The organism is Corynebacterium sp. LaCa_70, from assembly GCF_058182015.1.
The window spans coordinates 1,207,016-1,232,601 of the sequence record NZ_CP190914.1; the positions used below are offsets into that span (position 1 = coordinate 1,207,016).

Below are 25,586 nucleotides of genomic sequence, written 5' to 3' on the forward strand. Positions count from 1 at the left end.
AACAGCATAGTGGTCTTCTTACTTGGTTTCGGCCCAACCCCACAGGATTGCGCGGCCAATTGCATGGAAATGCAGGTTGAAGCCCAACACGGTAGGTGTTGCATCGGCAGGAATATCCAATTCTTCAGTGTCTACTGCATGCACCGCGTACAAGTAACGGTGTGGGCCGTGACCTTCTGGTGGTTGCGCTCCGAAGTGGGTGCGCTCGCCGGAATCGTTGGTCAGCGACGTGACGCCGTCGATACCTAAGTTTTCTGCGGCACCAGCATTAGTGGGCAACTCGGCGACGTCAGCCGGAATGTTGAAAGCGGCCCAGTGCCAGAAACCGGACGCTGTGGGTGCGTCTGGGTCAAAGCAGGTAACTGCCAAAGACTTGGTGCCCTCCGGTAGGTTGGACCACGCAAGTTGCGGTGATTCGCTGCTCGGTGCACGAAACTTCTCGGGAATCTCGTCGCCGTCGACAAGATCGCTAGACGTCAGCGTGAATGAAGGAAGATCATTCAGTGGCGCGTATGGATCGGGGCCAGGGAAACGGGAATCGTTTGCATAATCGCTCATAACTCCATTTGTACCTGAATGCAGCAGAATTCTCTGGTTTATAACACCAGAAACTAAACTAACCCGGTTCCGCAGGGCGAGGATAATAAACGAGATTTAGCTTATCAACCTGCGGGTTTGCGATTATTTATCCTCGCCTATTATAGTAAGTCAGCGTTGCCAAGTTAAAAGTTAAGCAGGCGGGCTTTCTTTGGAAGTTAAGTCTTGCGGATACTTTTTATTGCACCCTGCCCGGGTGGCGGAATGGCAGACGCGCTGGCTTGAGGTGTCAGTGTCCTATTAACGGACGTGCGGGTTCAAGTCCCGCTCCGGGCACACTGTGTGGTCTCGAGACATCGTTCTAATCTTTAGATGATGTCTCGAGATTTTTCTTTTTGATCAGTGCGATAGCTGCCCGGTTTGGGCATTAGTTCACGATCTTTCGATCGTAATAGCTATCTGCGCACAGCATGTAATGGCGCTACCAGCGGAACATCATTGTGCAGCACAATATCTGCTTCCACGTGGTATACAGCTTCAACTAACTCGCGGTTGAGAATATCTTTCGGATGCCCCTGGGCTCGAATACAGCCGTCTTTGAGTACCACCAGCGTGTCGCACATTCGTGCAGCCAGGTTGATGTCGTGAATGGCGATTAGACCCAAGCTACCCTCCTGCCGCGATTTCGCACGTACTTGAGACAGCACAAACAATTGATGGTGCAGATCCAAAGCAGAAGTCGGCTCATCCAATAGCATCAAACCGGGCCGACCAACCAGCATTTGTGCCAGAGCTATCAGTTGGCGTTGCCCTCCCGACAACTCGTTGAGATACCGAGACGCGATGCCATCAAGACCGAGTTCGTGCATCACCTCACCGGTCCGGAGCACCGGGTCTTCGCAGGTTTCACGTCGTGCAGCGATAAGTACGGCTTCAAACGCGCGTAAAGCCGCAGTACTTGGCAGATCTTGTGGCACATAGCCGGTCAGCTGCCGCTTTTTCTTTCCCCGAGGCGTGACCCCATCGACCTGAAAGTCAACGTGACCGGTATAGCCGCGGTGGACGTCGGCAAGCGTTTTGATCAGCGTCGTCTTACCAGAAGCATTCGGGCCAAGAAGCCCAACGATTTGCCCTCCGGTCAAGCGCGCAACGTTGACATCATGCAGTACGCTATGTGCCCCGTAGGAAGCGCTCAATCCGGAAATTTCTAGCGATACTTCCTGCGGAACGGGTTCAGTAGCGGCTGGTTGTGCAGTTGTTAGCTCCACAGTGCCCTCCTTCGAGCCATGACGATCGCGATAAAGAATGGCACACCAAGCAGCGAGGTTACGATCCCGATCGGAATCGCCAGCCCTGGCTTCACGATCAGGCTCAACGCGTGCGCAGTACACATCACCGCTGCTCCAGCGGCCATAGATGCAGGCAGAAAATACCGTTGATCTTCCCCCACCAGCATGCGTGCTATATGGGGCCCCACTAGACCAATAAAGCCGATGATGCCGGCAAAGGCGACCGTGGTTGCTGCCACTAGGGAGACGACGACCAACACAATCACGCGCAAGGCAGAGGTGTTCACGCCCATTGCCGCTGCACGGGCATCCCCCAATCGGAGCGCCGTCAATTGCCAGGACAACGCCCAAAGAATGGGAAGCGCGACCACCAATACCCCGGCTAACACTGCATTTCCAGTCCAACTTGCGCGGGTCAATGATCCCATCGACCAAAACACGATCTGTTGTAAAGCTTCTGCTGATGAGCGGTATTGAATCAACGCCAACATAGCTTGGAAGAAGAACACCAAGCCGATCCCGAGCAGCACCATTGTTTCTGCACGTACACCCCGCAAAACTGCGGCTATGACGATGATGCCGGTAGCGATCACAGACGACAACCATGCAACCAGCGCGAGATTTAGCTGTGGCTGCGCGATAATCTGCCACTGCAACACGATCGCGCTAGCACCACCGAACGCTGCGGCAGCGGAAATACCTAGCGTAAATGGCTCTGCGAGTGGGTTGTTAAGGATCGTCTGCATTTCAGCACCTGCCAAAGACAGGCTCACCCCGATCAACAACGCCATCACTGCCATTGGCAGTCGTAACCGCCACAGGACGGTATGCGTTTGCTCATCCAAACTCGACGGGTTGATGATTCCCGTGATCACTTCGCCGGGGCTGATATTGATCGCACCGACAAAATTACTCGTCACAAAGGCAGCGAGCGCGATGAAGCACAAAGCAGACACAATACCGATGCGTTGCCAGGTCAGCTTCTTATGTTGCCTGCCCAGCTCTACAACCGCGCGGTCCGTCGTTGCTGAAGTATCGTTCTCCGCGGCTGGTTTTTTCGCGTTTATCATCATTAATTAGTGATAAACAGGGTGCCTTCGCCAGAAATTGGCGAGTATTTCTTTTGCGATTCCAGCCATTCCTGCTCAACATCGATGTCTTCGTAGGCGTCTGGATTGATCCACTGTGCGATCTGCAATAGTGCCAGATAGTTGAACGGAGAGTTATAGAACTGGTGCCACAAAGCGTGCAATTGGTTGTCTTGGACGGCGCGCAGGTTGTCAAAGCCAGGCTGTACTTCCGGCAATTTTGCGATGCTGGCCTGTGCCTCAGATTCTTCGATACCGTAGCCGACGGCCGCATAGCCTACGGGATTGCCTTCATCATCTTTCTTTTCGGACCAGTCACCACCGGTGGCGATAATCATGTCTGGATCGGATTCCAGGACTTTTTCAGGTGTCAGTGCACCGGATTCACCCTCGATGACGTGATCTCCGACGTTGTCTCCGCCAGCGGTGTTAACCAGTTGCGAGATATTCGAATCATTCCATGAGCCACAGCAATCCAGCACGCCGGCTGCGCGCCATACAAAGGTCTTTGGCTTTTCTTCAACTTTTTCCGCGCGTTCCTGTACCAAATCGACGGTTTCTTGCCAGTCCTTATTGAATTCAGCCGCGCGCTCTTCTTGGTTAAAGATTTGGCCGAACAATTCCATCGATTTCGTGGTGTTCTGCAATGGTTTTGCACGGAAGTCTGTGACGACGTACTCGATTCCCGCTTCATCCATTTTTGTGGTCAAACCGGCTTTTTCGGAGGCCTCATACGTGTCCATTGATAAAATGACCAAATCTGGTGCCATGCTCAACAGGTTTTCTACGGTGACATCCCCTTTGGCCAATCCACCGATTTCTGGGATCTCACTGACTTCTGGAAGCTTTTCTTCCAGGCGGTCATAGTAGTCCGGAACATTTTGCTTCAGGTCGGTGCCAATGCCGACGATCTTGTCCAATGGGTTTTCGGTGTTGACAATGCCGGTTGCGAACAGCGAGCGGCCTTCGCCCAGGATGATGCGCTCTGGTTCTTCTTCCAGGGTCACTTCACGGCCGGCGATATCTGTCAGCGTCAGAGCACCTTTGTTGGCGTCATCGTTGCCATTACCGTTGGCGGAATCGTCATTTGCTTGGCTAGCTTGCTCGGTACTGCAGGCTACAAGAACGGCTGCAGAAACAACACCAGCCGCCAGCGTCGTCAAGATTCTTTTTGTTTTCAGGGACATAATTCTCCTTGGGAATGGCTCATCAACCAGAAGTTATATAAGGACAGGCAAATATTAACCATTTAGGCAAGGGTGAACAATTCTTTGAAGCTTGTTTTTGCACACATGAGCTAGATCACGAGACCGGTATTGCTTCGACGATCACGGACAGCAACTAGACTGAATACCCATGGATTCAGAACGAACCCACTCAGCACAGCAGCCGCGAACAAATAGAGCCACAGGCTCTCGACGGCGCACCCCATGGCTTAGAAGTTTTATGCATTTCTGCGCCACCATTCGTCGTGATGCCTGGGATTCAATTCGCCGTTGGTCACTCGCACGCATGCTGACCGTCGGTGTGGTTGCCATCGGGTTGGTTGTGTTGTTCGTCGTCATTGACTTTCCCACGTTGAGCTCCTTGCGTGAGTCAGCCGAATCCGCAGGTAGCGGCTTCATGATTCTGTTCTGGCTGGGTTATGTCTTTTTCACACAATTCCCCCTACCCCGGACGGTATGGACGGTAGCGTCAGGAATTTTGTATGGTCCGTGGGTTGGACTCATCATTGCGCTTACCGCGTTGACTGCTTCGGCGGCAATTTCACTGCTGCTCGTCCGTTGGCTGCTCGGCGACTGGATGGCTCCCCGACTCAAACACCCCGCTGTTGCCGGGATCAATTATCGGTTGCGCAAACGTGGCTGGCTGGCGGTCGCTTCCTTACGTCTTATTGCAGGCGTACCTTTTTCGCTAGTCAATTACACTGCAGCACTAACGTCGATCCCCTTTTTCCCCTTTGTGGTGGCCACACTCGTTGGGTCCGCACCAGGAACCGTCGTCGGAGTGTTGTTCGGGGACACCTTGATTGCCGGAACCAACCCACTCGTCATCGTTCTATTGGCTGCTATCGCGGTGGTTGGCATTGGCGGTTTGATTCTCGATGCTCGTATGCCCGTACAGACTCACACAGTAATCAAGTCTGAGGTATAGACTGGCCCCGGGATTCATCGACTTTTCAGGAGGATTCATGCTCGCCGTCCATGCCCGTTACCGTGGCAGCGCACCCCGACGCGCTGATTTAGTCCAGCGCTCTGCCGCAGCATTATCGAGCCTGGACGGGGTCGACGGATTCGAAGTCATTGGCGTAGAAGACATCGCTTCCACCATGGCAGAGCCTTCTACCGTGTGCGATATCACGATGGCTTTGCTTGCCGACGGCGAATGGGCCGTGGGAATTGGGATTGCGCACGGTGGCGATGAGGCACTGTCTGCTGCACGGCGCGCGCTGCCGAGAAGTACTCGCGCCGGAATCGTGCGCGCTGACGTTGTTTCGGCACCACCTGCGACCTCCGAAGACATCGCGGCCTGCTTCGCCTTACTGGGACAAGTGTTGAACAAGCGCACGTACGAAGGTAGAGAAGCCACCGCACTGGTCCGGAGCGGATTGAGCCAGAATGAGGCCGCTGAACAACTCGGAATTTCCAAGCAGGCCATTTCGCAGCGCCTGCAAGCAGCCGGCTGGGCTGCGGAATCCGCCGGTTGGCGCTTGGCGGTCAACTTATTATCTACAGCAAATCAGATTTCTGCAGATCAGGGTTAGTCACGAAGTCCACCAACCGTTCAACGGCACCGATCAGTGAGATGTCGATATCGCGAAACGAATGTACAGAGTTATAGATCCGGTGCCACGCTTCTTTCGGGTCAGACCAACCCACGGCCTTGCACACGCCAGTTTTCCAGTCTTGCCCTCGGGGAACCTGCGGCCACTTCTGCAATCCCACGCGCTCAGGCTTGACCGCTTCCCAAATATCGACATAGGGGTGGCCGGTAACCAAAACGTGCGGACCGACGTCCTCTGTTAACCGCGCCTCCTTCGTGCCGGCGATTAAGTGGTCGGCTAGCACGCCGATACGGCGCTGCGCGGACGGTTGAAATTCCGCAAGCCGTTCTGCAAGGTTATCGAGCCCTTCTAGGTATTCCACCACGACGCCTTCGACGCGTAAATCATGCCCCCAAATCTTTTCGACGAGCGCTGCGTCGTGGACGCCCTCTACCCAGATACGAGATGGAGCTGCGATTTTTGCACTGACATTCTGTACCCGGCGAGACCCAGAATTCGAATGAGTTGGTGTCTGGACGGCAGGTTGATGCATGGCTTTCGATAGGTTTACCCGCCGACCGTCAAACATGAATCCCCCTGGAATAATGGGAAACACTCGTCGGTTTCCGTGGCGATCTTCGAGTCGCGCGAGGTGCCCGGAAAATGTTTTGTCGATATCAATAAGCGCGCCCACAAAATCTTCTCCAACAACCTCAAGAACCATCCCCTGTTGTGCTGGCAGGTCCGGAAAAGTGGGTGTCTGCCTGCGCTTGTGACCTTGCAAGATATCGCCGCTATAACGCTTACTGCTCATAGTTTGCCAGTGTATCTATTACTATGGCCGACGATGTCTATCCGCGCCGAAGTCTATTCCCCCGTACAAAACGCTGCAGTGTGGCTCGCAGCCTGGTTATATGGCTACGAATCAAGCGATGCAACCATTGATGCATTGCAGGAACTTGGCGGCAAGAACACTGTAGAAGGTACCGCCATTATCGAGTTATTGTCCGGGCTGCGTGCAGCAACCACGGACATACTGACAAACCCCGAACCTGTACTCAAGCTCGTGCTAGCAGGCCCTGGTGAACCACCGGCACTCCCCATCGCTGGAGAATCGGCCCAGAATTTCACGCAAGATCCTGCCCCCGGAGCGATTGTGGTCAAAGACAATGACCCAGCGTTGCACCATGTACTTATTCCACGGTATGTCAACGGGCGCACTGACTGGACCTGGGTTCGAGAAACCCAACCGCTTCCGGCCAGTTCAGGGTTACTTGCTGGTGATGCGGATTATTATCTCAGCCAGGCAACCAATGCAGCGGCTGAATTGATTGAGCAATCGGGACATATCCCGGCAGACCTGCCGAATGCCCGCATGACCGTGGGAACTCTTGCAGATTTCTACGATATCCCGGGTTTACCCGGGTCTGTACCGCCCCGGGTCGCGAAGTTATTTGCGCGTGCCGATACGGTTGCCGCAACTATCGAAATGCTGACAGACAAACTAGGCGATCACAGCCTCGATCCCTACCTCTTCGGGCTTTTCCGCCATCTACGGCAAGCCCGCATGGCTGGGGTGGAACGTGCATGCGCGGAATTCGCGCGCGGCTAGCTTATTTGCTCCAAATATCGCAACAACCAGGAGCGCATGGCGCGCCATTATTCGTGTTGCCCTGTACCGTGACGTTGCCGAGCTTTTCGACGATTTCTCCAGCTGCAGACTCTGCAGCAATGTCGACAACCATTTCGGCAAATTGCTGCGTCAGTCCTGCGGTGCGTGCACGCTCAACGTGCACGTCTTTGTCTCGCGCCGCTTCGACAAGCTCGGTATCGAGATCCCACATGACCTCCATGTGGTCGGTAATAAAGCCAATCGCGCACACCACGACAGCTTTGATGCCCCGGTTATCTGCCAGATACTCGGTGTGGTCGACAATATCTGGTTCTAGCCATGGCACGCGCGGATCACCAGAGCGCGATTGCCACACCAGATCGTAATCCGCAATACCGGCTTCGGCAGCCGCCAACCGAGCAGCTTCTGCTACTTGTCGTGAGTACAGGTTTTTATCGCCGTCAGCACCACCAACGTCGTCATGACGGTTGGGAACTGAGTGCGCAGTAAACAGCATGCGGGTGTGTTCACGGCGCTCGGCTGGGATATTGGCATAGGCTTCTGTGATCGCAGCTGCGGTTTCAGAAATGAAGGCTGGGTGGGAGAAGAATTGACGAATCTTAGTGAAGTGAACCGCAGGTAGATTCTGTTCCGCTAAGTGTTCGCGAATACGTTTAATATCTTCGTTGTATTGTCGACAGGCAGAGTACCCGCCCCATGCGGAGGTGGCTAACACCAACACTTTTCGGTGACCGTCACGAGCGATCTGCTCAGCGGTGTCCTCGCCAAATGGGTGCCAGTTACGGTTGCCGAAGTATACCGGCAAGTTAATTTCGCGCCGGGAAAGAACGTTTTCGAGGTTTGCGATGAGCTCACGATTTTGCGCATTGATGGGACTAATTCCATCGAAATTAAAGTAGTGTTCGCCGACTTCTTCTAGACGCTCACGTGGAATTCCGCGTCCCCGAGTCACGTTCTCTAGAAATGGCACAACCTCGTCGTTTCCTTCAGGGCCGCCAAAGGAAAGGACGAGGAGTGCATCATAGTCAGTCAAAGGGTGCAAATCAGTCATACCTTTAGACTAGCAAGGCAGATTTTGGTGGTGGTCGTCTTGCACGACTAGCCCAACAACCGCACCGCGTTTTCGGTCATACCGGTGTGGCGCACCGGAACTTCGCGAACGTGTGAGCCGGAATGTGGAGCCTCGATCATCATGCCGTTGCCGGAATAAATCGCGACATGCTGTGAACCGCCTGGTCCATAGAAGATCAGGTCACCTGGTTGCAGATTCGATGTAGATACGTGAGTACCGTGGCGGTACTGACCACCGCTATAGTGCGGCAGCGAAATACCCGCACCTGCGAAGGCGTACTGCACCAATCCGGAACAATCGAAGCCTACTTTGCCGTAATCACCATTGACGTCTGCATGTCCGCCATCGCGGATACCTGCAGTTGGTCCTTGCGCATTGCCACCGCCCCAGGCGTAATCTACTCCCAGCTGGGAGCGTGCGCGGGACAATATCGCTTGTGCCTGCTGTGATGGAGCTACCTCCGCAAAACCTGCAGAAGCATCCTCTGTCACGGACTCATTGGTGCTGAGTTCTTCTAGTACGCCACTGAGTTCTTCAGCGACATCGGTACCGCTATCTGCTGAGTGTGTTGTGGTACCGGTCGCAGAATCAGCGGTGTGCTGCGAGCTTTGTTCCCCAGCGGCTTGCTGTTCTGGGCTCTCAGCTGAAACGGCTTCCCCTTCCGTTTCAGCGTCAGCGCCGGTGGTCGTCTCCGCTGTTGATGTCTCTTGAGTTGTTGGTGGTGATTGTCTCTCGGAGCCACCTACCGTTTGCAATGCAGGTATCGGCGACGGTGGATCCTGTATGTTGTCTGCAATTCTGGTGTTGTCCTGCGGGACTGAATCTAAAGCTGTGTGCTCCGGTAGATATTCACTGACAGTCTCGGCAGCTTGGTTGATTAGTTCATGCAATTCAGCTGAAACGTCATCATTCTGCTCTGATTGTCCGGCTTGCCGTGTTTCAGCAGGTGATTCGTCGTTACCGTTGTCGCTTGCGTCTACGGTGAGATCAAGTGCACTGTCCGCAGCAGAACGAGAAGCTGTGCTAGCAGAAGCATCCTCTGAAGATGCGTCTTCTGCACCCGTGTTCCCACGTGCGTGGCTGTTGCTGGCACCTCGCGCTGATGCGAGTTCTTCCCGGGCTTGCTCTCGTTCTTGCGCGACCTGTTCGCGCTCTTGTTGCGCTTGCTCGATTTTGGCCCTGGTTTGCTCCAACAGTTCTCGCGCTTGTGATTCTGCAGTAGTAGCTTGTTCTGCACGGGCTTCGGCTAGCTCATGCGTTTTCCGCAGCTGGGATTCCTTATTGGCTTTCTCAGTACGTACCCGGTCAAGCTCATCGATAGTCGTAAGCTTTTCTTCGCTCTGTGCGCGTAGCATCGATTTGCGGTAAAGCTCATTATCGCGACGATCGCTCCCGCTGATCTCGTGCAACCCGGCAGAACCAGCCGCGCGCCGATATTTGGCGCGTGAAAGCTCATCTAAATCTTCCTGTGCACTTGCAATCTCAGACTGGGCGTCGGCAAGCTCTTCTTGCGCAGCTGAGACCCCCCGCTGTGCTTGAGCGGCTTCGGATCGAGAATCTTGCAAAATAGCGAGTGCTTCATTGACGGATTCGCCCAAAGCACCAATTCTAAGATCCAAGTTGTTGAGGTCTGCTTCGGCCTCAGTGATTGTGGAAATCAGTTCAGAGACCGCAGGCTGCAACTGATCTTTCGGCGTTGCCTGAGCAAAAGCTGAGGACCCGAACAAGGAAAGCGATGCGGTGCATGCGATAGCTGCACTAAAACTGCGTACGCGAAAGGCACGCCGGTGAGACGATGAAGGCACGACACACTCCTGACAGGCATAGTCAAGTTTTGAAACCTGACTCTGCGTGGAAATCTACGACAGTGGGTACCGACACACGGACATAGCGAAGCGAGAATCCGGCAGAAACTCACCGCTGGCAAAAACTCACCGTTGCAAACAACGGTGCATGAAAGACTGAATCAGCCCCATCCCTCTGGCCATCGTTGCTCCTGGCGTGCTTCCCCACATGCCCGTGCTGACGATCAGTAAAGGATCAAGACTGTATTCAGAATTTCCGGTGTGTCTCCACCATGAGTTCAAAGCTTGATGCTATGGCTCGTGAGCCAATAGCCAAACCATATGCCACACGACGCAACAGGGGCACATGTATTCACAATTCTCCCGCGCGTTACGTCAAGTTTTGAGGCCGGACTAACCTCATAGCCTGCAGAAAGGCACAGCAATTTTTTTCATGTGTCTTTCATCGCAATATCAGCGACACGCACGAAATGAACTCAATTGCGTAACGATTTGGTTACTAACAACCACGATGTAGTCAAGGCTGTAGCTATGACTACCGCGAGCACAATTGCGATGATGCCCCATGGGATTGGAGTGCCCGAAAGCTCATCGACAAAGTTTTGGAACCCAGTACTGGTCTGCACATGAGCAAAAGCTGATTCCGCTGCTTCCAATTCAGCACGCGAATGAAGATCGCTCACTGCTGCACCAACGGTCGGAGTGCGCACCACTATCGTCTCAATTTCAGTATTTAACTGCAGTTCCTGAGCTACGTCGCGCAAGTCCGCAGCCTTGCCAACCGGAACGTCGATAAGAGCAAGCCCAAAATCCGCTCCACCATAAACACCTGAGCCGCTTTCTTGATTACTCACGCTCAGGACATCCAGTAATTCCGATTCCTGCATCCGCCCAAATTCAGCATTCGGACCAATAGCTAACTGATCTTCGCGCAACTGTGCAGAGAGGTCAGCTATGTCAACGCCGGCAGGGATCATGATGAATACTTTCTACTTAATCTTTCTGGGGGTAATAAGGGGTGCTTCGGGCAGGCAGTGATGACGAATTTTCCCTCACTAACTGTCATATTGCCATGGCGCAGTACAACAGACTAAAAACAGAACAGCTGTACTGTTATACTTTTGGCAGGACGAGGGATCGTCAACCTACACTGGGTCAATGAACCCTGAGTTCTGGACCTTTGAGGTCTGACAGATTTGCACAACAAGGAAATGGAGCTCCCCGTGACTGAAAGCTTGAACTCCTTCGACGCTAAGAAGAAGCTCGAGGTCGGAGATAAGTCTTATGACTATTTCTCACTCGACGCAGTAGACGGACTGAAAAAGTTGCCATACGCACTCAAGGTGCTGGCAGAAAACCTTCTTCGTACCGAAGACGGTAAGAACGTCAATAAAGATCACATCAAGGCTATCGCCAACTGGGATCCAAAGTCGGAACCAGACACAGAAATCCAGTTCACCCCTGCTCGCGTGCTGATGCAGGACTTTACTGGTGTTCCGTGTGTCGTTGACTTGGCTACCATGCGTGAGGCCGTATCGAACTTGGGCGGCAGCGCAGACCAAGTTAACCCACTGAACCCAGCTGAAATGGTTATTGACCACTCCGTTATTACCGAAGCATTCGGTGATGCGGATGCACTGACCAAAAACGTTGCCATCGAGTATGAGCGCAACGAAGAGCGCTACCAGTTCCTACGCTGGGGTGCAGAGAACTTCTCGAACTTCCGCGTTGTTCCTCCAGGAACCGGTATTGTCCACCAGGTCAACATCGAGTACCTGGGTCGCGTAGTCTTCGACAATGACGGACTGGCATACCCAGATACCTGTATCGGTACTGACTCCCACACCACCATGGAAAACGGCCTGGGCATCTTGGGTTGGGGCGTAGGCGGTATCGAGGCCGAGGCTGCAATGCTGGGACAGCCAGTATCGATGCTGATTCCAAAGGTCGTTGGTTTCAAGCTGACCGGCGAAATTCCAGTCGGCGTTACCGCTACCGACGTTGTTCTTACCATCACCGACATGTTGCGTGAGCACGGCGTCGTCCAGAAGATCGTCGAATTCTACGGCAATGGCGTGAAATCCATCCCACTGGCTAACCGCGCAACCATCGGTAACATGTCGCCAGAATTCGGCTCCACCGCTGCGATCTTCCCGATCGACGAAGAGACCACCAAGTACATGGAGCTGACCGGTCGCCCGCAGGAGCAGATCGACCGCGTTGAAGCTTATGCCAAGGCCCAGGGCATGTGGTTGGAAGAAGACGACGAAGAAGCCGAGTACTCCGAGTACATCGAGCTGGATCTGTCTACTGTTAAGCCTTCCATTGCCGGGCCGAAGCGTCCACAGGATCGCATCGAGTTGGACAAGGCAAAAGAGCAGTTCCGCAAGGATCTGGTCAACTACACTGACGACGAAGTCTTGGAAGAAGGCAAGAAGCCTGAGGTTCGTCGCATGGTCGCCGAAGGCGGCGTGCAAAGCTATGTCGATGCCGACATCACCGACGGTCACAATGTTTCCCGTAAGGGTCAGGGTGAAGACGCATCTGCTGGAGGCGAAGGCCGTCCGTCCCACCCAACGGTTGTCACCTCGCCAGCTGGCGGTGAATACACCCTGGACCACGGTATGGTCGCCATCGCTTCCATTACCTCGTGTACCAACACTTCCAACCCATCGGTCATGATCGGTGCTGGTTTGATCGCCCGCAAGGCCAACGAACTGGGTCTGACCTCCAAGCCATGGGTGAAGACCATTTGTGCTCCTGGTTCCCAGGTTGTTGATGGCTATTACAAGCGCGCAGACCTCTGGAAGGACTTGGAAGCTCTCGGTTTCTACCTGTCTGGATTCGGTTGCACCTCGTGTATTGGTAACTCCGGCCCATTGCCAGAAGAAATCTCCGATGCCATTAACTCCGAAGACCTGGCTGCCACCGCAGTCCTGTCCGGTAACCGCAACTTCGAAGGCCGTATCTCGCCAGACGTCAAGATGAACTACCTGGCTTCGCCAATGATGGTCATCGCATACGCCATCGCCGGCACCATGGACTTCGACTTCGACGAGCAGCCACTGGGCCAAGATAAAGAAGGCAACGATGTCTTCCTGAAGGACATCTGGCCTTCTCCAGAAGAAATCGAAGAGACCATCGAGGCCTCCATCTCTCGCGAAATGTACGAGGCTGACTACGCTGACGTCTTCAAGGGCGACGAACAGTGGCAGAACCTGGACATCCCGAAGGGCGAGACCTTCGAGTGGGATGATGCTTCGACTTATATCCGCAAGGCTCCATACTTCGACGATATGCCGACCGAGCCTGCCGATGTCGAAGACATTAAGGGCGCCCGCGTGTTGGTCAAGCTCGGCGATTCGGTCACCACTGACCACATCTCCCCTGCTTCTGCCATCAAGCCAGGCACCCCTGCCGCGCAATACCTGGAAGAAAATGGTGTTGCGCGCCAGGACTTTAACTCGCTCGGTTCCCGTCGTGGTAACCACGAGGTTATGGTTCGCGGTACCTTCGCAAATATCCGTATGCGCAACCAGCTGGTTGAAGAATCCGGTGGCTACACCTTGGACTTCACCAAGGAAGACAAGCCACAAGCCTTCATCTACGATGCAGCTCAGAACTATAAGGAAGAGGACACCCCTCTGGTCGTTCTGGGTGGTAAGGAATACGGCACCGGTTCTTCCCGTGACTGGGCAGCGAAGGGTACCTTGCTGCTGGGCGTGCGCGCCGTCATTACCGAATCCTTCGAGCGTATCCACCGCTCGAACCTGATCGGTATGGGTGTTGCGCCACTGCAGTTCCCAGATGGTGAATCCCACGAGTCGCTGGGTCTAACCGGTCACGAGACCTTCGACATCGAAGGCTTGACCGAGTTCAACAGCGGCTCGATTCCGAAGACCGTCAAGGTTACCGCTCACAAGGAAGACGGTGAGACCGTCGAGTTCGATGCCAATGTACGCATCGACACCCCAGGTGAGGCCGAGTACTACCGCCACGGAGGAATCCTGCAGTACGTACTCCGTCAGATGGTTAAATCCTAATCATCACGCTTCGCGGGGCTGCATGAAGTCTCGCTGCGAGTAGTACACCCCTTTTCGGAGGCACTCGCAGCCAGGCCCTGCAGCCCCGTTTTTGCATTCCCGGTCAGAAAGGTTGCTTCCTCTATGCCAGTCATGAGTGAAAATGAGCTTAATCGTCGTCGCCAAGAAATCCTCGTGGGTGCGCGTAAGTGTTTTGCCGAATACGGCTACGAGGGAGCAACTGTGCGCCGTCTAGAACAAGCGACCGGGAAATCCCGGGGCGCAATCTTCCACCACTTTTCTGATAAAGAAAATTTGTTTCTTGCCCTAGCCAGAGAAGACGCTGCACGACAAGCCGAAGTCGTTGCCCGGGAAGGACTCGTGGAAGTTATGCGCGATATCGTGCGGCACCCAGAAAAATATGACTGGCTGGCTACGCGTCTAGAGATTTCTAAGATGCTGCGGACCGATGCATCGTTTCGCACGCGCTGGCAAGAACATCAGGCAGTCCTCGACCAAGCCGTGCATGATCGTTTGGCGAAAAATGCAGCTGAGGGACGTATGCGTATCGACGTCCCCATTGATACGTTGAAATATTTTCTAGAAATGGTCATGGACGGGTTGATCACCCGCAACGCGATGGGAATGTCCACCGATGAAGCTGTTTTAGACATCGCAGAACAGGCTATCCGACGCGATGCTAACGAGCATTAAGCCATAAGGTATAACAGTAGCCACTATGGTTAATCTTCTCTTGGTCTCATTACGTTATGGAGAGACCGCCCCGGCGGTTGCCGCTGCTGAATATCGTGACATCTGTGAATCCACTGGGCTTAGTCAAGAACAAACCTCGCACCTGGTTATTGATTCCACAAACGTGGAACTCCCCGACTTAGCTAATTTCGATGGAGTTATCGTTGGTGGCAGTTCGCTCAATATCACCAACGAAACCTGGGACGAGTGGCAACTGCATATTCACCGACAACTAGAGATTCTTACAGAAGCAGACATTCCGGTCTTTTTGATTTGCTTTGGTGCTTCCTGGCTAGCGCACCACGTCGGCGGAACCGTGGGACATTCGCACGCTGAAACGTCTGGAAAGACCGTCGTGCAGCTTACACATGACGCTGCCAGAGACGTTCTCGCACGACACCTACCGCAGAGTTTTACCTCTCTGACCGGTCATACCGAAGCCGTCGAAAACCTGCCTGCGGCGGATAATATTACGATTCTTGCTGACGGCCCGACGTGCCCGGTGCAGTTAATTCGCGTCGGTGATTCGACCTGGGCAAGCCAATTCCACGCTGAAATGGATGCGGTAGCCATGAAAAACCGAATGGATTTTTTCTACGACTACGGCTATTTCTCCCCCGAAGATTACCTGGATATTGTCAACAGCTTGCCGTCAATTGACACGAAATGGAGCAATGAGTTGCTCGCTATCTTCGTGCGGTACTGCGCAACACGCGCAGCTACCAGTTAAATAGAGCTCACTGGATCGTTGCCATCGTGGAAGGCAATGAAATCCTGATTTGGTAGCTCGGCCCGCCCAGCCAGCTCGAAGATGACCTGACCGACCAGCTCACGGGACGTTTTTTCCCCGGCTTTTTCTGGTGTGTTTTCGGTGACGGTAATGCCCTGCGCCGGATCCAGGGTCAGCAACGTCGGCGCCAGGATGATGTAGTTTAAATCAGAATCTAACAGGCGTTTGTCGACGGTCTTTTTCGATTCCACGTATGCCAGCCATGCGCCTTGATCGTCGGTTTCGTTGTCCAGCGACCCCATGTAGGACACCATGATGAGCCGAGGCGCGCGATCTTTACCAACCTCATTCTGGAGTTGCTCCAAGCCTTTAATGCATTCCAAGGCAGCATCGCGGTCTACGGCATAGGTGACGTCGGCACCGGCACGCCCGCCGTTACCTGCGGTCCACACCACAACATCAAAATCACGGACCAACGCTGCCCACTGATCCGCAGACAGAGTAGTCACGTCTTGGACCAACGGCGTTGCGCCGTTATCCCGCGCTTCTTCTGCTTTTTCTTCCCGACGCAGCATCGCGGTGATCTCGTAATCGTTCGAGTATTGGGGAATGGCAATGCTGGCAACTTTGCCAGATCCTCCGATGACCAATACTCGTGTGTTTGTGGTAGTTACGTTCTCTTGCGACTGATTTGCTGTCATGTACACAATCCTACGCTTCGTCGTGAGCTTTGTGCCCCGGCTAAAGAGAATGCTGGATAGGCAGTTAAGATGAGTAGCATGTATGCCATCATGACCGTGACCGGCGCGGACAACACCGGAATTATCGCCTCTGTCAGTACTGCTCTCGCGGAGTTAAACGTTAATATTGTCGACGTTTCACAAACCCTTATGTCTGGTTATTTCACGATGATTCTGCGCGTGGAATTCGATGATGAAGCCCTATCAATCCCTGAAATTCAACAGCGCATGGAAGCCGTCGAAAAAGAGACCCACCAGGTTATTCGCATCCAGGCCGAGTCGCTGTTTACCGCAATCAACGAAATTTAGCACCACCTAGCGCAGGGAAAATTCCACTATGCCTTTTTCTTTTAAGAACGCCCAGATCGTCGACACGATCGAGATGATCGAAAAATATCGTCTCGATATTCGTACCGTGACCATGGGCATTTCCCTACTCGGTTGCACTCGCCCGTCGATGTCCGCCACCTGTGATGCTGTGTATGACCGAATCGTTACTCGCGCATCACGCTTGGTCGAAGTGTGCGAAGGTATCGAAGCCGAGCTGGGAATTCCGATCGTCAATAAGCGCATTTCGGTTACTCCGATTTCGTTGATAGCCGCCGGTGTTGAAGGCAATCCCGCCGATATAGCCCACGCACTCAACAAAGCTGCCAATGAAGTCGGCGTGAACTTTATCGGTGGTTACTCCGCGCTTGTCGAAAAAGGAACCACCGAAGCTGACCGCCGACTCATCGAATCCATTCCGGAAGCTCTGTCGCAATCGGAAGTGGTATGCGGCTCAGTGAACATCGCATCCTCCCGCGCCGGCATCAATATGGATGCTGCCCGACACATGGGTCAGGTCATTAAATCCGCCGCCGAATTAAGCAAGGACGATTCTGCGATTGCCTGCGCCAAATTGGTGGTGTTCGCCAACGCGGTCGGCGATAACCCGTTTATGGCCGGTGCTTTTCACGGTGTCGAAGAACCAGATTGTGTGGTCTCTGTTGGCGTTTCCGGACCAGGTGTCGTCGATCGTGCTCTGGGCAACCTTGAAGGCGCCAGCTTGGACCAGGTAGCAGAAGAAATCAAAAAAGCTGCCTTCAAAATTACCCGCGCCGGCCAACTAGTCGGCAATTTGGCTTCGCAACGTTTAGGCGTTCCGTTTGGCATCGTTGACCTGTCATTGGCGCCGACGGCTGAGCTTGGTGACAGCGTCGCTCACATTCTGGAACACATGGGCCTGGAACAAGTTGGGACCCACGGCACAACCGCTGCTCTGGCATTGCTGAACGACGCGGTGAAGAAAGGCGGCATGATGGCGTGCTCGCGTGTCGGCGGCTTGTCAGGTTCGTTCATTCCTGTCTCTGAGGACAAAGGAATGATTGATGCTGTGCGTGCTGGCAGCATCAGCATGGACAAATTGGAAGCAATGACTGCAATTTGTTCGGTCGGTTTCGACATGATTGCACTTCCTGGTGCCACATCTGCAGAAACTATCGCAGGCATGATCGCAGATGAGGCCGCAATTGGCGTGATGAATCATAAGACCACGGCGGTGCGTGTTATTCCTGTGCCTGGTGCCGCGGTAGGCGACGAAGTCGATTTTGGTGGTCTACTCGGCTACGCACCGATCATTCCGGTCAACACCGTCGGCAATCGTGAATTCATCCACCGCGGTGGGTTCATCCCGGCCCCGGTACACGGATTCCGCAACTAGAAGCTGGTTTATCGGGCCTGTCAGATTGGCAGGCCCTTGCGTCACCGCAGAACTAGCCAACTATGCAGACAGTTCCTTGCGTTGTGGAAGCCGGGAGTTGCCGAGGTCGACGCGGCGACCTTCTTCACTACCGGCGTGCATTGCTTCTGGGTCTATTGTCCGCGAATTCTGTCGGCCGTTTCGCAGTACCAAACCCGCCTCGTGGACATAGTCTTGCATGAGTTTTTCTGCAGCGCTGGCGTCATCAAGCAAGGCGACCTCTGCTCCCTGGCCGACTTGGGACGCGGTGTCCTGGTCAGCCTGCTCAAGCAAATCAAAGACGCTGCTTGAAAACCCCATCATCCAGGACGTTTTCAAGCGTTTCGTATGCGCGGCATCGCGCGCACCGTGATGCGCAGCGTATTTTGTTGACCCCGCAGCCATATGCAAGTTAAGCATTGGAAAGAGCATTTTTACCCTCTCGAGATGCCGGGGCACACCAAAAACTAACCCGAAAGAGTTGTGCCGCCCGGTGCCGCTACGCTCATAAAGGACCCGGCAATGCAGGGCATTAGCGATATGTGCAAGCAGTTCTCGCTGCTGCGGCTTATAGCTACCGGTTAATTCCCATTCCCACGCGGTCTGTCCTGCCGAGTCCGCATCTGCTTGCTTGCGCACATCATCGGGATCTAAGGCGTATTTTGCCGCCAGCTCAAAAGCTTTCACCCGGCACAAATCGCCTTCCGGTGTGCCTTCGCAGGCAGCAGCACGGTCGAGCAAGTTCTTAATGCGGTTCCGATATTTATCGAGGCTCAATGGATAGTCCTTTCTCGTGTCCTATCCCAATAGACTGTGCGCAGCAGGCTGTGGTTCCATGACCACAAAATCACGCACATATCCCGCGCGGTTGTGCAAGCTTAAGCCAATTCCACGATCTCCATATACTCATCACTCCACATATCTTCATCACCGTCTGGCATGATGATGACCCGCTCCGGTTCCAGTGCTTTCACCGCGCCAGGGTCGTGGGTAACCAAGACGACGGCACCAGTATAAGTCGCCAAAGCATCCAATACCTGTTCCCGCGATATCGGATCTAGGTTGTTGGTGGGCTCATCCAACAACAAAACATTCGCCCGGGAAGAAACTAAGGTAGCAAGCGATAAACGCGTTTTCTCACCGCCGGAAAGTGTACCTGCGGGTTGTTCCAGTTTGTCACCCGAGAACATGAACGCACCAAGCAGACTGCGAAGCTCCTGTTCATGGGCGTCAGGGCAGGCAGAAATTGTGTTTTCCCAGACTGTCCGATCAGGATCGATGGTGTCATGTTCTTGGGCGAAATAGCCAATGCGCAAGCCATGGCCGGTGACGATTCCGCCTTCGCCGTCGGTGCGTTCCTCGCCAGCAAGCAATTTCAATAATGTAGTTTTACCGGCGCCGTTGTACCCAAGAACGACGACGCGGGAGCCTTTATCGATAGCCAGATCGACACCAGCGAAAACTTCCAACGAACCATACATTTTGGTCAGTCCCGTCGCATGCATTGGGGTCTTGCCGCACGGAGCCGGCTCCGGGAACTTAATGGATGCGACCTTATCATCTTGACGGACCTCATCCAGATTGCCCATCATTCGCTCTGCACGAGCAAGCATTTGTTTCGCAGCAGCCGCTTTCGTGGCTTTGGCACCCAATTTCGCCGCCTGCTTTTGCAGCGCCGACGCTTTCTTTTCGGCATTCGCCCGCTCGCGTCGACGACGTGCTTCATCGGTGGCACGCGCGTCGAGGTATTTCTCATAGCCCATGTTGTACACATCGGCTTCCGCGCGCACGGCATCCAAAAACCACACTTTGTTGCAGACGTCGCGAAGCAGCTCAACGTCGTGACTAATCATAACCAAGCCGCCTTCGTGCTTCGCCAAAAACGAACGCAACCAGGAAATGGAGTCAGCATCCAAGTGGTTGGTTGGCTCATCGAGCAACAACGTGGTTTGTGACTTTCCTGCCCCGCTGGTGGCAGCAAACAAAATCTGTGCCAGCTCTACACGACGACGCTGACCACCCGACAAAGTCTTGAGTGGCTGATCCAAAATTCGTTGTTCGAGCCCTAAGTTGTCGCAGATCGTGGCTGCTTCCGAATCCGCTTCATAACCACCAAGGCTGTGGTATCGCTCCTCCAATTTGGAGAACTTGGTGATGGCTTTGTCTCGCTTGTCATCATCCAAGGTGGTTTCCATGATCTGCTGTTGCTTATCCAAGGACTTACGCAGCTCATCGAGACCACGCGCTGACAGGACGCGGTCGCGAGCAGTTTGTTCTATGTTTCCCTCACGAGAATCCTGCGGAAGGTAGCCGATATCACCGGAAATGCGTACTTCACCAGCATAGGGTTGGGTTTCGCCAGAAAGAATGCGCATAGTGGTGGTTTTTCCCGCACCATTGCGGCCGATCAATCCGATGCGATCCCCCGGCTGCACCCGAAGATGCTGGCCAGGAGCATGCAATAAGGTACGGGCACCGGCGCGGACTTCGAGGTCTTGGCTAACAATCACGACCAGCCAGTTTAGCAGTCGCCACGGTTTATTAATAACCGTAGTGAGCTGGAAGTTTGGCGCGATATATCGAGTAAACGCTATAGTGAAAACGTTACTGCAGAGCCCTGATTGAATTCCTGGGCAGCAACGGGCTGTAGCGCAGTTTGGTAGCGCACCACACTGGGGGTGTGGGGGTCGCAGGTTCAAATCCTGTCAGTCCGACAAAAGCCCTGGCAGGGCAATGTTTCAGGTTAGCCTTAATCGCTTCTTCCCTGTTCTGGGCGAGACATACTCACTATTCCATTCCCGGCACCCCTTCCGGAATCCACCAAAGCTCTCTGCCGATAGGTGTGATTCTGGTTTGATAAGGCACGCTAGTGTCCAGCTGCTCATTGGTTCGTAATAAATAGAGACTTGGAAGTGCGGACGTTTTGTACCCCCATGACAAATATCATGGGTGATTTCATGACGATTTCCATACGGTCACGAATCCCCAGTTCATTAGCGTTGTCCGTATGAAAGCAATGCAGCAAACACAAGCCATTGAAGTTTCGGGAGTGAGTAAAACCTTCAACGCACACTCTCGTTCACCGGTGCACGCATTAAAGAACGTGGACCTTTCCGTCCAACGTGGTGAGATCATCGCGTTGCTCGGAACTAACGGAGCAGGCAAGACTACCTTAGTGGACCTCATCTTAGGGCTTAGCAGACCGACGGCCGGAACCGTCGAAGTCCTGAACAACTCCCCCAAACTCGCAATTTATAGGCAGAACATCGGTGCGCTAATGCAAACCGGTGGGTTACTGCACGAAATGACGGTGCAGGACACTGTAAAGATGATCGCCGCTACCTTCCCCCGTCACCTACCGCTGGACGACGTTGTCAAGCAAGCCAACCTGGAGCCAATCTACACCCGCCGCGTCGGCAAATGCTCCGGCGGTGAGCAACAACGCATACGCTTCGCATTGGCCATTCTGGGTAACCCGGACATCCTCATCCTGGACGAGCCCACCGCGGGAATGGACGCAGGCGCGCGCAGCCAGTTTTGGCAATCGATGAGGCGCCAGTCTGAACAGGGCCGCACGATCATCTTCGCCACCCATTACCTGAAAGAAGCTGAGGAGTTCGCCGAGCGCATCGTACTGATGCACGAAGGCGAAATCATCGCCGACGGCACCACCTATGAGCTGCAGAATATGAGCTCTGAGCGCATCGTCACCGCTGAGTTCCCAGGCGAAATCCCGGAACTCGCGGACATACCGGGCGTGACTGCTAATGAAATTCATGGCCATCATCTGCGTCTGGTGAGTCAGGACTCTGATGCTCTGGCCCGCTACCTGTTATCGGAAACTGATGCCCGCAATCTCAGCATCACCAATCCCAGCCTAGAAAACATGTTCCTTGAGCTGACAAACCAAAACCAGGAAATCTAACCCCATGAGCACTACACTAAAATTCACCGGCCAGGAATTGCTGCGACTGCGCCGGGACATGACCACCTTGTTTTTCAGCGTTGTTTTGCCGGTCTTCTTTTATCTCGTTTTTGGCGCATCTCAGTCCTACGGCGCTCAGGAAATGAATGGCGGAAACGTCTCCGCCTTTGTCATGCTGGCCATGGCTTTGTACGCGGGCGTCGTTGGAGCGGTCGGTGCGGCTGGTTCGGCGCTCACTGATGATCGCAGTGGCTGGGGGCGGCAATTGGCTCTTACTCCACTGCGTAGTTGGCAACTCGCTTTCGCTAATACACTCAGCATCACGGTGCGTGCGGTGCTTCCTATCGCAGCGGTATTCATCGCCGGCGCTTTCACCAACGCACACTTGCAAGCAATTCAGTGGGCAATAAGTTTCTTCGCTTGTGTTATCTGTGCCATTCCCTTCGGATTTTACGGCTTAGCTTGGGTCTTGGTGGTTCCGAAAGAAAACACAGTGGCGATCGCCACGGCCTCCATCGTGATCCTTGCCTTCGCGGGAAACGTGTTCATCGGCCTCAGCGGCACCCTGCTGCAAATCGCTCGATTTACCCCAATGTACGGTGCAGTCACACTGGTGCGCTGGCCTCTGGCCGAAGGTGCACAGCTACAGGCAACGGGCGTGATCTTTGATCCTATGTGGTACTCCTGGGCTAACATCACGATATGGACGGCCGTATTCGTGACTTTCTGCCTGTTGATGCGCAACCGCGACAAGGAGCGCAACTAAATGAACCGTAGTGACAGTTTTCGACGAACTGACTTCATCTCTGCTTCGGTATCGCTCCTATTTTTGGCACCACTCATGGTGTGGGTGTATACCGCTCCACAGCTCAGTACCGGGGACAAGGCATGGGTCACCGTCTGCGTGGGGTCTTTTGCTGCCTTCTATAGCTTCGCCTTTGGCTCGCTGGATTATTTTCCGCGAGGTTGGGATCGGCAGCCGCGAGTGCTTCTCCGATGGAGCGTTCTGCTTGCAATTGCCCTGACCACCGCACCGGTGATCAGCATAGGAGTAGCGAATTTCGCCCCATTTCTGGCCGCGATGTTGGGTTTCACCTTGCCGCTGAAGAAATCCCTGCCCATCGTAGTCGCGACCGGAGTAATCGGTGCCTCGGCAGTGTGGCTCTGGGCACCGCAAAACCCGATCTGGCCCGCCGTATTCCTTTTCGGCATACCGTTGGTGCTGGTGGTGTTGGGCGCATTTATCCAATACGAAGAATCTCGCGACGAACTTCGACACAAGCTAGATCTAGCGCAGCAACGCGAAGATATCGCCACCGACGTCCACGACCTGTTAGGGCACTCCCTGACGGTTATCAACTTGAAATCCGAGGTCGCACGACGAGCTATCGATTCTAATCCTGAGCAGGCACGGCAGGAACTGAACGAGATCAGCGAGCTATCGCGCACGGGGCTAGCCGAAGTTCGCTCCACCGTGACCCGCATGCGCACCCCCACCTTCGCTGGCGAACTGCAAGCAGCACGCCGGGCTTTGGAAACTAAAGAAATTACTGCGCACCTACCCGAGCCGTTAACGACACCGAGCGCTCACGATTCGGTGTTTTCCTGGGCTCTACGAGAGCTCACGACGAACGTGCTACGACATTCGGGAGCGACTGAGTGCTGGATAAGTATCACAAACACTAAGCTGCAGGTAAAAGATAACGGCTGTGGTTTTCAATGCCAGTGGACGCATACGAAGGGCGGGCTGTCAGGCTTACGCGACAGAATTGAAGCCGCCGGCGGACGGCTGATCATACAACGCAAAGAGGGACTTAGCACCGTGCTAGTTTCCATGAGCGATGACAACACACTGATCGATAACGGCGCTGTGACAGAGGAATCTACCCCATGACCCCACCGATCCGAGTACTAATCGCCGAAGACCAATCGCTGGTACGCGGCGCGCTGGTCGCGCTGGTAAACGCGGAATCAGATATCGAGGTTGTGGCCGAATGCTCCACTGGCACAGAGGCTGTGCGCCTCGTGCGGGAAAAATCGATTGATGTAGCCCTGTTAGATATCGAAATGCCTGGGCTCAACGGGTTGGATGCAGCAGCGGAGCTTTCTGGCGAGTCCTGCCGTTGCATAATCGTCACAACTTTCGGCAGAGCCGGGTACGTCAAACGTGCAATGGAAGTCGGGGTGGGTGGGTTCGTCGTCAAGGACACCCCACCAGAACAGCTTGCCGACGCTATCCGCCGGGTCCAGGCCGGCATGCGCGTGATAGACCCAACGCTTGCACAAGAAAGTTTATTGACGCCCGATAATCCCCTGAGCAAGCGCGAAATTGAGGTATGCCAACAGCTATTCGAGGGCAAAAGTTCGGCCGCTATAGGTAAAAAACTGTTCCTCTCACCGGGAACCGTGCGTAACCATATTTCCAGCATCATGGCGAAAACGGGAGCGGGTAACCGTTACGAAGCGGCATACCTGGCGAAGAAGAACGGCTGGATCTAAAAATTGGATTGATCAGTGCCCGACATAATGGGGTATACAGTTCGACACCCCGCCACTAGTAGAACTAGCAACGGGGCGTCGAATGCTTCTGCTGATCAGACCAGTAGCTGAGCGCGGCGGCTATACTGCGAAGCCAAGAGCACGCAATTGTTCACGACCTTCGTCTGTGATCATCTGTGGGCCCCATGGCGGCATCCATACCCAGTTAAGCTCGAGCTCATCACACTTGGTGTTAGCTACTACGGCTTGCTCAGCCTGTTCAGCGATGACATCGGTCAATGGGCAGGCTGGCGACGTCAGCGTCATGTTAATGACGCAACGTGTCTTTTCGTCCTTTTCTTCAATCCAAAGGTCATATACCAAGCCCAGATCAACAACGTTGATGCCCAGCTCCGGGTCAATGACGTCGCGAAGAAATTCTTCGCAGTCATACGCCAAGCTCAGTTGTTCTTCTGTCTGTTCTGGTTTTTCGCGTGCACCATCAAATGAGGAATTCTCATTCTGGTACGGATCAACCGGCTGATCAGAAGATTGTGTTTGAGTATTCTCAGACATTATTTCTCCAATTCATTCAGCGCATCCGCGGTCGCGGATTGGAACGCTTTCCAACCCAACAGAGCGCACTTCACGCGGGCTGGGTACTTCGAGACACCAGAAAACGCGACTCCATCTCCGATGATGTCTTCGTCTCCTTCGGCTTTGCCTCGCGAGGTGATCATCCGCTCAAACTCAGCGAGCTTTTCCATCGCGCGATCACGAGACATACCGATGATCTCTTCCGCCATCACGGAGGTCGACGCTTGCGAGATTGAGCATCCGACAGCGTCGTACGACACGTCCTCGACGGTCTGCCCGTCATCGGACAACTGCACCCGCAGCGTGAGTTCATCGCCACACGATGGGTTCACGTGGTGGACTTCAGCCTGATACGGCTCACGTAATCCCCGGTGTTGCGGGTTTTTATAGTGATCTAGAATCACTTCCTGATACATCGATTCGAGATTCATCT

25 protein-coding genes and 2 tRNA genes are annotated in these 25,586 nt (G+C 54.1%); 14 read left to right on the forward strand and 13 right to left on the reverse strand.

Annotated features, from left to right (window positions below):
• Positions 1-18 precede the first annotated feature (18 nt).
• Complete coding sequence (locus tag ACP8MI_RS05455; protein WP_049148287.1) at positions 19-558, reverse strand: YbhB/YbcL family Raf kinase inhibitor-like protein; 540 nt, start codon at positions 556-558, stop codon at positions 19-21.
• 229 nt (positions 559-787) lie between these two features.
• On the opposite strand from ACP8MI_RS05455, the gene ACP8MI_RS05460 reads away from it, so the two are divergent.
• A tRNA-Leu gene (locus ACP8MI_RS05460) sits at positions 788-873 on the forward strand.
• A gap of 119 nt (positions 874-992) precedes the next feature.
• Here ACP8MI_RS05460 and ACP8MI_RS05465 read toward each other — a convergent pair.
• From ACP8MI_RS05465 to ACP8MI_RS05475, 3 genes are read right to left on the reverse strand one after another with little or no spacing between them, the layout of a single operon-like run.
• Complete coding sequence (locus tag ACP8MI_RS05465; RefSeq protein ID WP_049148288.1) at positions 993-1,805, reverse strand: ABC transporter ATP-binding protein; 813 nt, start codon at positions 1,803-1,805, stop codon at positions 993-995.
• Positions 1,796-2,896: a FecCD family ABC transporter permease gene (locus ACP8MI_RS05470; RefSeq protein ID WP_375544291.1), complete on the reverse strand. Its 1,101-nt coding sequence runs from the start codon at positions 2,894-2,896 to the stop codon at positions 1,796-1,798. Before ACP8MI_RS05470 ends, ACP8MI_RS05465 begins: the two co-directional genes overlap by 10 nt.
• Before the next feature lie 2 nt (positions 2,897-2,898).
• Positions 2,899-4,101 carry an ABC transporter substrate-binding protein gene (locus ACP8MI_RS05475; RefSeq protein WP_249606528.1) on the reverse strand — a complete coding sequence of 401 codons (1,203 nt, stop codon included), beginning with the start codon at positions 4,099-4,101 and terminating at the stop codon, positions 2,899-2,901.
• Positions 4,102-4,360: 259 nt separating this feature from the next.
• Here ACP8MI_RS05475 and ACP8MI_RS05480 point away from each other — a divergent pair, with 259 nt between their 5' ends.
• Both ACP8MI_RS05480 and ACP8MI_RS05485 read left to right on the forward strand, forming a co-directional pair.
• Complete coding sequence (locus ACP8MI_RS05480; protein WP_249606529.1) at positions 4,361-5,068, forward strand: TVP38/TMEM64 family protein; 708 nt, start codon at positions 4,361-4,363, stop codon at positions 5,066-5,068.
• Positions 5,069-5,105: 37 nt separating this feature from the next.
• A complete protein-coding gene (locus tag ACP8MI_RS05485) occupies positions 5,106-5,678 on the forward strand; it encodes a sigma-70 RNA polymerase sigma factor region 4 domain-containing protein (RefSeq protein ID WP_049167605.1) in 573 nt (190 codons plus the stop codon).
• Here ACP8MI_RS05485 and ACP8MI_RS05490 read toward each other — a convergent pair.
• Entirely contained in the window at positions 5,644-6,492 is an 849-nt protein-coding gene (locus ACP8MI_RS05490; RefSeq protein ID WP_018119554.1) for a DUF3097 domain-containing protein, read from the reverse strand. The two genes, ACP8MI_RS05485 and ACP8MI_RS05490, sit on opposite strands and share 35 nt — an antisense overlap.
• A gap of 33 nt (positions 6,493-6,525) precedes the next feature.
• On the opposite strand from ACP8MI_RS05490, the gene ACP8MI_RS05495 reads away from it, so the two are divergent.
• Complete coding sequence (locus tag ACP8MI_RS05495; protein WP_018119555.1) at positions 6,526-7,290, forward strand: Rv1486c family protein; 765 nt, start codon at positions 6,526-6,528, stop codon at positions 7,288-7,290.
• A 1-nt stretch (position 7,291) separates the two neighbouring features.
• Here ACP8MI_RS05495 and ACP8MI_RS05500 read toward each other — a convergent pair whose 3' ends face one another.
• From ACP8MI_RS05500 to ACP8MI_RS05510, 3 genes are all read right to left on the reverse strand, one after another.
• Complete coding sequence (locus ACP8MI_RS05500) at positions 7,292-8,362, reverse strand: ferrochelatase (protein WP_018119556.1); 1,071 nt, start codon at positions 8,360-8,362, stop codon at positions 7,292-7,294.
• 47 nt (positions 8,363-8,409) lie between these two features.
• Positions 8,410-10,188, reverse strand: coding sequence for a DIP1281 family NlpC/P60 protein (locus tag ACP8MI_RS05505; protein WP_049148290.1), 1,779 nt, complete (start codon positions 10,186-10,188; stop codon positions 8,410-8,412).
• 476 nt (positions 10,189-10,664) lie between these two features.
• Complete coding sequence (locus ACP8MI_RS05510; protein ID WP_018119558.1) at positions 10,665-11,165, reverse strand: Rv1476 family membrane protein; 501 nt, start codon at positions 11,163-11,165, stop codon at positions 10,665-10,667.
• Between the two features lie 246 nt (positions 11,166-11,411).
• Here ACP8MI_RS05510 and can point away from each other — a divergent pair, with 246 nt between their 5' ends.
• The 3 genes from can to ACP8MI_RS05525 all read left to right on the forward strand — a co-directional run bounded on the left by can (position 11,412) and on the right by ACP8MI_RS05525 (position 15,693).
• Positions 11,412-14,231: an aconitate hydratase gene (gene can / locus ACP8MI_RS05515; protein ID WP_018119559.1), complete on the forward strand. Its 2,820-nt coding sequence runs from the start codon at positions 11,412-11,414 to the stop codon at positions 14,229-14,231.
• A 123-nt stretch (positions 14,232-14,354) separates the two neighbouring features.
• Entirely contained in the window at positions 14,355-14,924 is a 570-nt protein-coding gene (locus ACP8MI_RS05520; RefSeq protein ID WP_018119560.1) for a TetR/AcrR family transcriptional regulator, read from the forward strand.
• A 25-nt stretch (positions 14,925-14,949) separates the two neighbouring features.
• The gene (locus ACP8MI_RS05525) at positions 14,950-15,693 is read left to right on the forward strand and encodes a glutamine amidotransferase-related protein (RefSeq protein WP_018119561.1); all 744 of its coding nucleotides are present in this window, start codon (positions 14,950-14,952) and stop codon (positions 15,691-15,693) included.
• Here the strand turns inward: ACP8MI_RS05525 and ACP8MI_RS05530 are convergent.
• Positions 15,690-16,394, reverse strand: a complete 705-nt coding sequence (locus ACP8MI_RS05530; protein ID WP_018119562.1) for an NAD(P)-dependent oxidoreductase — start codon at positions 16,392-16,394, stop codon at positions 15,690-15,692. The genes ACP8MI_RS05525 and ACP8MI_RS05530 overlap by 4 nt on opposite strands.
• A gap of 78 nt (positions 16,395-16,472) precedes the next feature.
• On the opposite strand from ACP8MI_RS05530, the gene ACP8MI_RS05535 reads away from it, so the two are divergent.
• Both ACP8MI_RS05535 and ACP8MI_RS05540 read left to right on the forward strand, forming a co-directional pair.
• Positions 16,473-16,742 (forward strand): ACT domain-containing protein, encoded by a 270-nt coding sequence (locus ACP8MI_RS05535; RefSeq protein ID WP_018119563.1) that lies wholly within the window; start codon positions 16,473-16,475, stop codon positions 16,740-16,742.
• Between the two features lie 28 nt (positions 16,743-16,770).
• Positions 16,771-18,135 carry a PFL family protein gene (locus tag ACP8MI_RS05540; protein ID WP_018119564.1) on the forward strand — a complete coding sequence of 455 codons (1,365 nt, stop codon included), beginning with the start codon at positions 16,771-16,773 and terminating at the stop codon, positions 18,133-18,135.
• Positions 18,136-18,195: 60 nt separating this feature from the next.
• Here ACP8MI_RS05540 and ACP8MI_RS05545 read toward each other — a convergent pair whose 3' ends face one another.
• Positions 18,196-18,930 (reverse strand): DUF7168 domain-containing protein, encoded by a 735-nt coding sequence (locus tag ACP8MI_RS05545; RefSeq protein ID WP_284589501.1) that lies wholly within the window; start codon positions 18,928-18,930, stop codon positions 18,196-18,198.
• A 101-nt stretch (positions 18,931-19,031) separates the two neighbouring features.
• The gene (locus tag ACP8MI_RS05550; RefSeq protein ID WP_018119566.1) at positions 19,032-20,663 is read right to left on the reverse strand and encodes an ABC-F family ATP-binding cassette domain-containing protein; all 1,632 of its coding nucleotides are present in this window, start codon (positions 20,661-20,663) and stop codon (positions 19,032-19,034) included.
• A gap of 130 nt (positions 20,664-20,793) precedes the next feature.
• On the opposite strand from ACP8MI_RS05550, the gene ACP8MI_RS05555 reads away from it, so the two are divergent.
• The 5 genes from ACP8MI_RS05555 (at position 20,794) to ACP8MI_RS05575 (ending at position 24,577) form a co-directional block, all read left to right on the forward strand.
• Positions 20,794-20,867: transfer RNA gene (locus ACP8MI_RS05555), tRNA-Pro, on the forward strand.
• A 293-nt stretch (positions 20,868-21,160) separates the two neighbouring features.
• On the forward strand, positions 21,161-22,078 hold the full coding sequence (locus tag ACP8MI_RS05560) for an ABC transporter ATP-binding protein (RefSeq protein ID WP_026167702.1): 918 nt from the start codon (positions 21,161-21,163) through the stop codon (positions 22,076-22,078).
• Between the two features lie 4 nt (positions 22,079-22,082).
• Entirely contained in the window at positions 22,083-22,844 is a 762-nt protein-coding gene (locus ACP8MI_RS05565) for a hypothetical protein (RefSeq protein WP_018119575.1), read from the forward strand.
• Positions 22,845-23,972, forward strand: coding sequence for a sensor histidine kinase (locus ACP8MI_RS05570; RefSeq protein WP_018119576.1), 1,128 nt, complete (start codon positions 22,845-22,847; stop codon positions 23,970-23,972).
• On the forward strand, positions 23,969-24,577 hold the full coding sequence (locus ACP8MI_RS05575) for a response regulator transcription factor (protein WP_018119577.1): 609 nt from the start codon (positions 23,969-23,971) through the stop codon (positions 24,575-24,577). Before ACP8MI_RS05570 ends, ACP8MI_RS05575 begins: the two co-directional genes overlap by 4 nt.
• Before the next feature lie 120 nt (positions 24,578-24,697).
• On the opposite strand, the gene ACP8MI_RS05580 is transcribed toward ACP8MI_RS05575, so the two are convergent.
• Entirely contained in the window at positions 24,698-25,132 is a 435-nt protein-coding gene (locus ACP8MI_RS05580; RefSeq protein ID WP_018119578.1) for a metal-sulfur cluster assembly factor, read from the reverse strand.
• Positions 25,132-25,584: a Fe-S cluster assembly sulfur transfer protein SufU gene (sufU, locus tag ACP8MI_RS05585; RefSeq protein ID WP_018119579.1), complete on the reverse strand. Its 453-nt coding sequence runs from the start codon at positions 25,582-25,584 to the stop codon at positions 25,132-25,134. The genes ACP8MI_RS05580 and sufU overlap by 1 nt, the downstream gene beginning before the upstream one ends.
• Positions 25,585-25,586: the final 2 nt, after the last annotated feature.